The organism is Phaeovulum veldkampii DSM 11550 (genome assembly GCF_003034995.1).
In the GTDB taxonomy this organism is placed as follows: Bacteria; Pseudomonadota; Alphaproteobacteria; order Rhodobacterales; family Rhodobacteraceae; genus Phaeovulum; species Phaeovulum veldkampii.
In genome coordinates, this window is the sequence record NZ_PZKF01000065.1 from 1 (window position 1) to 7888 (window position 7888).

The window sequence follows — 7888 nt, forward strand, 5'->3', positions numbered from 1 at the left end:
CCACGATCGAAACCATGAGCGTGGCGGCGAGGGAGGCGGCGAAAGCGTGAGCATCTTTGCGGGACATCTGTTTGGCTCCTGTCTGGGAGGCGGGGGACCATCCCCCGCGCGACAGGACCCCGCAGGCCCGAAGACTGGCTGACATCACCGGGTGCGTTCGGCTCGCCCGAATCCACCCGGCGGCACGGGCTCGCCCGTAGTCCGACCCCTTGAGGGTTGATCTCGAAGACAGGATTCGGGGCAAGGAAGGGAGTGGCGAGCGGGGGATGGTGCCCTAACGTCAGGAGCCGGTTGTCCCGCTGATGCTTGGAACGCCGCGAGCCTCCCGGGGCAGGCTCTTGGTTGAAGACCTCCATATTGGGGGATGGAACCTTCGACGCCCCGCGACATCGCGGGACGATAGTGTGATCGGTGAGAGGCCCGCCCGTCGGCAGGCCCCTCACGCCATGTCAGGGCTCAGGCGGCCTGATCCGCGCCCCCTGCCCTATCGCCGTCCTCGGCACCGACGATTTCAAGCCGCGCGTTGCGATAACCTTCCCGCGCGATCCAGAGGTCCGCCGCGGCGATGGACTCCGCCAGATGCAGCAGTTCGGTATTCCCGCCGAAGTCCAGAAGCACAAGCACCTGCCCGGGCTTCGGTTCCTCGGCCACCTCGAAGATTAGACGGCTGTCCGCCGAATGGCTGCGCATGATGGTGACGAGAATGACCCCGTCCGAGGAGAAGTTCCCTTCATGCAGCGTGAAGGAGGCTGGCGCTGTCCAGGTCGGATAGGCCCGGGGCGGTTCCTTCTTCACGAGACGGCCCACGCCGTTCGAGCGCTCCCAGGCCGCGAGCTTCTTCGTGAAACGTGCCGGCGGCTTGGGACTGCCGTCGGTATAGCGGATCAGCGCCCCGAGTGGGGCTGTATCGATGATGGTGGTTGCAGACATGATTCCTCGTCCCGAATGCGAGCTTATGCATTCATCGTATTGATATTGTTGAATATTGTGAGAGTGAGAGCGGGTTGCCCCGCCCCCGGATGGCTCAGATCACTCTGCAGCCATCATCGACGCAGCGCTGTCCGGCAGGTCGGCCGTAAGGAAGGCCGGGAGATCGACATCCTCGGGCTCGCCCGCGTCCTCCCCCTGCCCTTCCGCGATCGCCTCACCATCGCGTACCGCCAGATCGACCCGGCGCAGGACCTCGGGCAACCAGCCGCTGCCTTTGAGGAGCCGCTCGGCTTCCGTTGCCATCTCACCCTTCTTCAGATGGTCGAGCAGCTGCGCGGTGCCCTCCCCCTTTGCCTCGCGCACGGCATCGAGGATCCGGGCCTTGGGCACGCGGTTGAGATAGCCGTCGACCCTCGGCTCCCAACCCGCTTCGACCATGTCGAGATCCACCGCGCGGGCCACGAGATCGGCATGGGCCATGCGGCGGGTCAGGCCGCTGGCCGAGATGCCTGCACCGTAGGGGTTCACCTTCTCATGGAGCGCGTTGATCCCGAAGCTGAGGCAATGCGCCAGGAGCGCTAGACGGCTGCCCTGGTCGAGGACCGTCAGATAGTCCCAGAGCGCCGCATCATCGCCGAGGGGCAGATCGGCCTCCCAGGCCGCGTGACGCTCATCGACCAGCTTGGCCACCACGCTGTCCTTGAGATCGGGTGCCTGTGCCGACATGTAGACGTGGCGAACCGAAGCTTCGAGGCAGCTGCCCGAGGCATGGGAGGTGCGGAAGGTATCCGTCACCAGCTTCAGGAGCAGCAGCGTCAGCGCCACGTCGGGCGACCGCCCGATGGCCTCGCGCAGCGCCAACGTCCGGTGGGCGGTCAGTTCCATGACCAACCGCTCGGGCAACGGCTTCAGCGCCCCGTCGTCCTCCTCGACAGACGGCTCAGCACCGATCAACTTACCACCCGAGGTGATGACAGTACCTACGGCAGAGATGGACGAAGGATTCCATCCGGAATCACCGACATCACCCCCCTGCCCCATGGGATCTGCTCCATCACCATCCTGGACCGCGGTCTCCTCGCGCGGCTCATCCTCGGGCCGGACATAACCGCGATAGACCGCAAGGCTGCCGTCCCGATCCAGCGTCATGAAGACACCCGCGCGCGCGATCTCGGCCTCATCGTAAATCAGCGGCCGCTGCTCAATCGCTTCCATCGCCATCTCGAGCTGACCGAGCCGCGCGTCGATCTCCTCGGGGTATTCGTCCTGGCCGGAGTATTCTTCCTCTAGCGCCCGGTACTCGGCGAGGAGCACAGCGTGGGCCGCGCTTTCCTCGTCGGTCATCGGTGCCGGGTCACCGGCCAGGCGCCGCAGACCGTGGCTGTAGCCATAGGGCAGGTCGGTCGCGACTTCGATCCACTTCCAGCCTTCGGAAGCGAGCGAATCGGCTTCCGCCTGAAGCTTCTCAGCGACAAGCCGATCAAGAAGGGCAGGGTCCTCGAGCCAGCCACCGTCATCACCCTGAAAGAGATCACGCAGCACGACACCACCCGCCGCCTCATAGGCATCGACACCGACGAAGATCGCGCGGCGGTCCGAGGCCCGAACCGAGGTCTCGGTCAGCATGCGCCGGATGGCATAGGGCTCCTTATTCCAGGAGTTCTTGACCGCATCCCAGACCTGGACCTGACGCGCATGATCCGGGTTCACCGTGAACGCCATCAGCTGTTCCAGCGTCATCCCATCCTCGGCATAGACCTCGAGCAGGGCAGGGGCCACGCAGGCGATTTTCAGGCGCTGCTTGACGATCTGCGGCGTGACGAAGAAGGCCGCCGCGATCGCTTCCTCGCCCTGACCCTTTTCGCGCAGGGCTTGGAAAGCGCGGAACTGGTCGAGCGGGTGAAGCGCAACGCGCTGCATGTTCTCCGCCAGCGAGTCGTCCTCGGCCAGGATCTCCGACGCGGCATCCCGCACGATGCAGGGGATCGGCGCGGTCTTCGCCAGCCGCTTCTGCTTCACCAGCAGCGACAGCGCCTGGAAGCGACGACCACCGGCCGGGATCTCGAACATCCCGGTCTCAACGCCCTCGGCATCGAGCATGGGCCGGACGTTCAACCCCTGCAAGAGCCCACGCCGCGCGATGTCTTCGGCCAGTTCCTCGACCGAGACGCCTGCCTTGATGCGCCGCACGTTGGACTGGCTCAGCGCGAGCTTGTTGAAGGGAATGTCCCGCGAGGGGGACAGGGTGACTTTCTGGGCTGCTTTCGCCATCAGATCTTCTCCGCGACGGGCGCCGGAAGCCACTCTCCCGATCTCACTTCCCGTCACCCCTCAAACCCCCAACCTTTTCCTCTCTTCGGCTATCGACGCATCGCTGCGTGACTTAACAGCTGTAAAGTCGCGCCGAACTTGATGATCGCTCCAAGAGACTTAACAGCTGTTATGCAGCATTTCGCCGGGACATCAGTGCCATGACCATCGGCCCGCAGGAGAACTCGCCCGCCGCCGCCTTCGATGTCAGCGCACGGAGATAGCCACCGGGCGATCGGATGTCGGCGAAGCGTTCCAGCATGGCGACAACAACGATCGATGCCTGCTCGGGGCCCATGAACCGTTGCGCTTCTTCCCAAGCGGACGCACTGATCCCCATGGCCGGCCGCACATGGCAAGCTGCGTCGAAAAGCTGATGCCAGTGGCGGATATCTCCCTGGTAGAAGGTCTTGAGCGACGGGCAGCCCGCGATCACCAGATGGAGCGGGATCTTTGGCACGCGTCTTGTATCCGCTTCTTCCACGTCAGCGCCAAGTGCATCCGTTTCAACATCTGGCGCGCCGGCCGCCGCCCCGCCTTTTTCTAAGGCAGGTTCAAGATCTATAGATTCTGTATTTGAATTATGATGGTGACGCTCAAAGCTGGCATCATTGGTGTTCATTTCTTCTGTTTCAGGACCATCAATGACGTTGCGTGCATGATCGAGAAGAGCTTCGAGCTCGGCTCGGTATGCCGAGAGCTCCTCTAGCACGAGCTTGCGGCGCAGGGCGCGAGCAGTGAGAACAGCCTTGTCACGCAGCTGGTCCCAGAGGCCAAGGCCCGGCTGGATCTCCTCTCCAAACTCCGCCAGGGCAGCAAGATCGCGCCGCATGAGGCTCACGACCTCCCGCAGTCGCCGCACACGGTCCTCGGCCTCACGCACGGCCTCTGCGGCCCGTGCAATCTCCTCGGCCCGGCAGTAGAGCGGCGAGAGATCAAAGCCAAAAGCCACGCGCTCTTCGCCATGCTTGCGGACATACCTCTTCCCGTTGGGGCTATCGCGGCGCATCAGCAAGCCTGCCTCGACCAGGCGGGCAATGTGCCTGCGCATCGTGGAGCAAGGCATACCGTTCAGCCGCTCGCAGATTGCCTTGTTGGACGGGAAGACAACCATCTCGGCGTTCCCGCCAAGCGCATCATCCGGAAAGAAGCTGAGAAGCCCCTGCAGAACAGTCAGATCGCGCTCGGAAATCCTAAAGGCGGCCTGCGCCTTGGACAGCTCGCGAAGGAGCTCCCACTTGTTGACGGGCTTGCCCGGAACAGACGCCTCAGGCTGCTCGACCACGCGCAGATGGGCGTGCGAGATCGGCCGCATAAACGGCGAAATCGGTGTGTACTCCATGATGTCATTCACGAAGGCAAAATTTCCCTGGCCCGCGAATCGCTTTGCGCTTGCGGGAAAGGGGCCAGATCGCTACATTCAGAGGTGCGAAAACTGAGTTTTGTAGCGGGCTGGTCCCGTGCGAAACCTAAGAAAGGTCTCGTGAAGCTTGCTTCTCGGGGCCTTTTTCTTTTCTGCCTGTCTCGTGCCTCCTTTTTGGTTGTTGCTCTTCCTCAGTCTTCCTTGCGCTTCCAGCGCTCGTGAAGCTCGGCGATCAGCTGCGGGGCCTTGCCCTCAAGCCAGCTGACAAAATCTCTATCCTCGGCCTTCAGCTCGAGCTTGAACTGTCGGCCGCGGCGCCCTGTCGCGATGGTTGCAGCCCCGACACCCGGAATGGCCACAATGGGTGCCCCTCGGGGACTTGATGGGCGGGTCGGCCGCTCTGCCTGCACCACTGCGGAGAGGACGGCCAGGAACGCGGCGTCCGACTTTTCGTCAGGTCCACCGGAGTGAGAGGACCTGGTCTCTGCCGCTAGTGCAGCGAGGTTCTCGCGGTCCACAGATGCATCGCCCAGTGACTTCTTGAGTTCCTCCCAACGAGGCCGGCCGATACCTGGCGCAGCACCTATCGCTAGGACGAGGCTCTCGCCAACCGCGCGGACGACGCTTAACAGCTGCGACACACCAGCTTCGGTAAGACCTAGAACCTCTGCCACGCCCTTGTTGGTGCGTTCCGCCTCTCCCAGGTGATCGCCATTGAGCAAGGCTGCCGCCACCAAGGCACGTTCGATGAAGCTCAGGTCGCGGCGTTCTTGGTTCTCGAGCAGCTGATCCCGAAGCGCCTGATCCCCGTCCATTTCGGTGATGATCGCACGGACCTTGATCCCGAGATCCCGGCAGGCTTCAAGCCGACGCCGCCCGTAGATCAGGCTGTAGCGATCCCCTTCGAGAGGTCGCACGAGGATCGGCACCCGTTGGCCACTTCTGGAGATCGATGCCTTCAGCCCCGCAATCTCGATTTGAAGACGGTCATCCAGCCTGCCCACGGTCTCGACATGGTCAGGCTCGATCTCGAACACGCCGCCCCGCAGCCTGCGCCCCTCAAGAGCGTCGGGGGCATTGCGCAAGGTCTGCAAGGGCAGTCCCAGTTTAGGCTTTCTTGCCATTGCGTCCCCACGTGCTTTGGATGATCGCAGCGATCTCGTCGTTGACGGCATTCATGGACTCGATGGCGCGGTCGAAGGTCTGGCGCGTGAAGTCCTTTTTGTCCGCCTCATACAAGGTCTGCTTGGTCAGCCCGGCATCCGATATCGCCGTCGACTCGACCATGTGGTTGGTCAGCACCGAACGCCCGAAGAGCCCGCGGATGAAGGCGATCACCTCGGTTTGCGGGGCGTCGCCCACCTTGTAGCGGGTCGGCAGGAACCGGAGCCAATCGAACCGCAGGTTGGCGCCTGCATCGCGGATCACGCCCAGCAGGTCGGCCGTCATCCGCAGGAACTGCGACATGGACATGAGGTCAAGCATCTGCGGGTGGACCGTCACCAGGACGCCCGAGGACGCGGAAAGGGCAGACATGGTCAGGAAGCCCAGTTGCGGAGGGCAGTCGATCACGACGACATCGTAGTCACTTTCGACGCTGTCGAGGGCGTCTCGGACTCTCGCGAAGAAAGCGCGGGCGCCGCCACGCTGGATCGCGGCCGGGGTCTCGTGCTCGAACTCCATGAGCTCGAGATTGCCCGGAATGAGATCCAGGCCACGGATGTAGGTCTTCCTGATGACCTCGGAAACCGGAACAGGGTCGTCATACCGGACTGCGTCGTACAGCGTCCCGCCTTCCATGAGGTCCAGTTCAGGCTGGATCCCGTGCAAGGCGGACAACGACGCCTGCGGATCCAGATCAATGGCCAGCACACGATAACCCTTGAACGCGAGTCTCTGCGCAAGGTGCGCTGATGTGGTGGTCTTGCCGCTTCCACCCTTGAAATTCACAACGGAAATGACTTGTAGCTCGTCGCCCTTACGACGGCCCGGCACGTACGTTCCCGGCTTCTTGGCGTTGGCCTCAAGGCTTTGTCTGATCTCCCAGACATCGTCGAGGGTGTAGCGGCGATGGCTACCGGCCGTCGTTTCAACGTCGGTGATCTTGCCTTCCCGATGAAGTTTGCGAAGGTAGGTATGATCGACACCGAGCAACTCGGCCGCCTCACCGCTCGTCAAGCTGCGCATCACCTTCTTCGCATCGGGTGGGAAGTGCGCTGCACGTTGTGCATGCAGGTTCGAAGCCAAGAGTTCGGCGTAGTGACCAATGGCGACGTCCAGGTCTTTGTCTATCTCGGTCATGCCCCGCTCGATCCGTGGGCGCGATTTTTATGTGACCGCGCGTTATTTTTCGAGACTATTGCCTGACCGATCAGATTCGCGCAAGCACTTTCTAAATCTGGTGTCAGCCACTGCGTGACGCACAAGAGTAGCCCAAGCTCGCGGACAGGCTTGCCCATGTAGCTAGTTTGATATACATTACTGATCGTATATCCACGCAGGAGGCCAAAATGCAGGTCGCGAAATGGGGCAACTCACTTGCCGTCCGCCTGCCCGCCGAGCTTGTTCGGGAGCTTGGCCTCAAGGAAGGCGATCAGATCGACCTGGTCAAGGACGACGGCCAGGTCAGAGTCCGTCGTCTGGCGCGCGCGGATGAGGTGCTGACGGGTCTGCGCCGGTTCCGGGGCAAGCTGCCCGCTGCAGAGCGCCTGAGCCGCGATGACGCGCATGAGCGCTGAGTTCGCGGATACGAATGTCGTTCTTTACCTGCTCGACGACGGCCCGAAGGCCGATCGCGCCGAGGTCATCTTGGGGGAGGGGCCCCGGATCAGCGTTCAAGTCCTGAACGAGACGCTGGTCAACTGTCGCCGCAAGGCTGGCCTGAGTTGGGAGGAAGCAGGGGCGTTTCTCGAAGGCGTGCGCGCCTTGTGTCCCGTCGAAGACCTGACCCTTCAGACCCATGACGTCGGCCGCGCCTTGGCGGAACGCTACGGCTTCTCGATCTACGACGCGATGATCGTGGCCAGCGCTTTGGTTGCAGGCTGCACCACGCTGTGGAGCGAGGACATGCAAGATGGCTTGCTGGTGGAAGGCCAACTTCGCATCATCAACCCCTTTGCGCGAGCGGACAGTTTCTGAGCTTGGCGTCTGCCAAAGTCTTGTAATCCTTCCATGTCATGGAGGATTCGCAAGGTTGTTAGGCTACTCAAGCAGACCCAACCTCTCCGCCCGCTCCAGCAGCATCTTCACGGATGACGGCTGCCAGCTTGTCCGCCACGGGTGTTC

At 62.6% G+C, this 7888-nt stretch carries 7 protein-coding genes; 2 read left to right on the forward strand and 5 right to left on the reverse strand.

The features are described 5' to 3' along the window. Positions 1 to 456: 456 nt before the first annotated feature. The 5 genes from C5F46_RS15165 to repA all read right to left on the reverse strand — a co-directional run bounded on the left by C5F46_RS15165 (position 457) and on the right by repA (position 6904). Positions 457 to 930 (reverse strand): hypothetical protein, encoded by a 474-nt coding sequence (locus tag C5F46_RS15165; protein WP_107326164.1) that lies wholly within the window; start codon positions 928 to 930, stop codon positions 457 to 459. 99 nt (positions 931 to 1029) lie between these two features. Continuing rightward, a complete protein-coding gene (locus tag C5F46_RS15170) occupies positions 1030 to 3201 on the reverse strand; it encodes a ParB/RepB/Spo0J family partition protein (protein ID WP_107326165.1) in 2172 nt (723 codons plus the stop codon). Between the two features lie 169 nt (positions 3202 to 3370). After that, complete coding sequence (gene repC / locus C5F46_RS15175; RefSeq protein ID WP_107326166.1) at positions 3371 to 4582, reverse strand: plasmid replication protein RepC; 1212 nt, start codon at positions 4580 to 4582, stop codon at positions 3371 to 3373. A gap of 212 nt (positions 4583 to 4794) precedes the next feature. Continuing rightward, on the reverse strand, positions 4795 to 5727 hold the full coding sequence (gene repB / locus C5F46_RS15180; RefSeq protein ID WP_107326167.1) for a plasmid partitioning protein RepB: 933 nt from the start codon (positions 5725 to 5727) through the stop codon (positions 4795 to 4797). Continuing rightward, positions 5711 to 6904: a plasmid partitioning protein RepA gene (gene repA, locus C5F46_RS15185; protein ID WP_010400282.1), complete on the reverse strand. Its 1194-nt coding sequence runs from the start codon at positions 6902 to 6904 to the stop codon at positions 5711 to 5713. The genes repB and repA overlap by 17 nt, the downstream gene beginning before the upstream one ends. Positions 6905 to 7113: 209 nt before the next feature. Here repA and C5F46_RS15190 point away from each other — a divergent pair, with 209 nt between their 5' ends. Together C5F46_RS15190 and C5F46_RS15195 are read left to right on the forward strand one after the other, a co-directional pair. Next, a complete protein-coding gene (locus tag C5F46_RS15190) occupies positions 7114 to 7341 on the forward strand; it encodes an AbrB/MazE/SpoVT family DNA-binding domain-containing protein (RefSeq protein WP_018065893.1) in 228 nt (75 codons plus the stop codon). Continuing rightward, positions 7331 to 7741: a PIN domain-containing protein gene (locus C5F46_RS15195; RefSeq protein ID WP_107326168.1), complete on the forward strand. Its 411-nt coding sequence runs from the start codon at positions 7331 to 7333 to the stop codon at positions 7739 to 7741. The genes C5F46_RS15190 and C5F46_RS15195 overlap by 11 nt, the downstream gene beginning before the upstream one ends. Positions 7742 to 7888: the final 147 nt, after the last annotated feature.